The organism is Actinomycetospora sp. (genome assembly GCF_055612215.1).
On sequence record NZ_JBVPVA010000299.1, the window covers coordinates 1 to 1,820 of the forward strand.

The window sequence follows — 1,820 nt, forward strand, 5'->3', positions numbered from 1 at the left end:
ACCGCGACACCACGCTCGTGGGGTACCCCAAGGCTCACCTCTGGGTCGAGGCACGAGGCGCCGACGACATGGACCTGTTCGTGCTCATCCAGAAGCTCGACGCCCACGGCACCCCGCTGCAGGCCTTCACCGTCCCCAACCGGACCGCGATAGCCCACGACCTCACCGACCACGGCGCGTCGATCCTGCGCTACAAGGGCGCCGACGGCCGGCTGCGCGTCTCCCGCCGCCACCTCGACGAGGCCCTGTCCTCCGACGACGTCCCGGCCCACTCCTTCGACCGCGTCGAGACCCTCGCCGCCGGTCAGATCGTCGAGGTCGAGATCGACCTGCTCCCGGTCGGGCTCGCCTTCCGGGCCGGGCAGCAACTCCGTTTCGTCGTCAGCTCCCGCAACCTGCTGGGCACCCTGATGCCCGGCATCGACGAGTACGTCGGAGCCAACGCCGGCACACACGTCATCCACACCGGAGGCGACCACGCCTCCGCTCTGCAGCTCCCCGTGCAGGCAGCCACCACCGCCGCGGAGCCGTCGGTGCACCTCGCCGGCGAGAACGACGACCAGAGCATCGAGCACGACGAGGTGGCCGCCGCCCGCCGTGCCCTGGCGCTGCTGAAGGGCAGGCTCGGCCGCGAGCGCCTGCTCGACCTGCTCGCCGACGAGATCGCCGCCGGGAGCACCTACCTGCGCGACCAGATCACCGCCTCCGCCGGTCGGGAAATCACCGGGGCCACGACCCTGCGGGCCCACGGCATCACCGCAGCCCAGTTCACCGGCTGGCTCTCCCAGGCCTTCGCCCGCGAGGACGTCATGATCGCGGGCCACCCCGAGCACTACTCGATCCACGGCGCCAGTGGCCGGGTCAACATCGTCGAGACCCTCGGCGAGCACGTCTGCTCGTTCTTCATGCGCGACTGGGACGAGGCCGCGTCCGGACCGGAGCGCCTCCCCGCCGACGCGCCCCGCGGCCGGCGCTCACACCTCGTCCTCGAGGACGGCACCGTCATAGGCTCCATCGCCAACACCTTCACCGACGACGACGACGGGTTCACCGCCCGCCTCTCGGTGACCCTGCCGGGCACCTGCGGCCCACAGGTGATCGAGCACCACCTCGAGCACTTCGCCGTCGAGTTCCGGAACTGGATCCTCACCGCGGCCGCCGAACGACCCGGAGCACCCTGACCGGCCAACCTCGGCGGAGGCGTCGCTGTGAGCCGGTCGCTAGGCCGCGACGGCACCTTGCTGGCCCAGCAAGCACCGTCAGGCGGCGGGGGCGGCTTCAACATTCTGCAGTCCCTGCAGAACGCCTTCACCACGTTCCTGAGCTACGTACCCAACGTGATCGGCGCCCTGCTGGTGCTGATCATCGGCTACATCATCGCGCGCCTGCTGCGCGCCGGGATCTCGCGGCTGCTGCGCCGCGTGCACCTCGACGACAAGCTCACCCACGGCCGCGGCGGCGAGTACGTCTCCCGGTTCTCGCCCAAGGGCCAGCCCTCGCAGCTGGTCGGGCTCGTCGTGCAGTACGTCCTGATGGTCTTCGTGATCGTCTCCGCGGTCGGGACGCTGAACATCCCCGCCGTCACCGGGTTCGTGAACCTGGTGCTCGCCTACCTGCCCAACGTGATCGCCGCGCTGCTGATCTTCCTGGTCGCCGCCGCCGTCGCGGCCGCCGTCGGGGGGCTCGTGCACCGCACCATGGGTGACACCCCGACCGGGCGCGTCGTCCGCTCGGCCGCCCCGACGCTGGTCATGGCCATCGCCGTGTTCATGATCCTCAACCAGCTCGGGATCGCGCAGGTCATCGTCAACGCCACCTAC

The 1,820-nt window shown here is 70.6% G+C and carries 2 protein-coding genes; both read left to right on the forward strand.

Annotated elements, in window-relative coordinates:
* Positions 1-1,181: CocE/NonD family hydrolase C-terminal non-catalytic domain-containing protein (locus tag AC0CYZ_RS08385; RefSeq protein ID WP_472214193.1), on the forward strand; the 1,181-nt coding region annotated here is incomplete at its 5' end.
* Between the two features lie 27 nt (positions 1,182-1,208).
* Positions 1,209-1,820: mechanosensitive ion channel family protein (locus AC0CYZ_RS08390; RefSeq protein ID WP_472214195.1), on the forward strand; the 612-nt coding region annotated here is incomplete at its 3' end.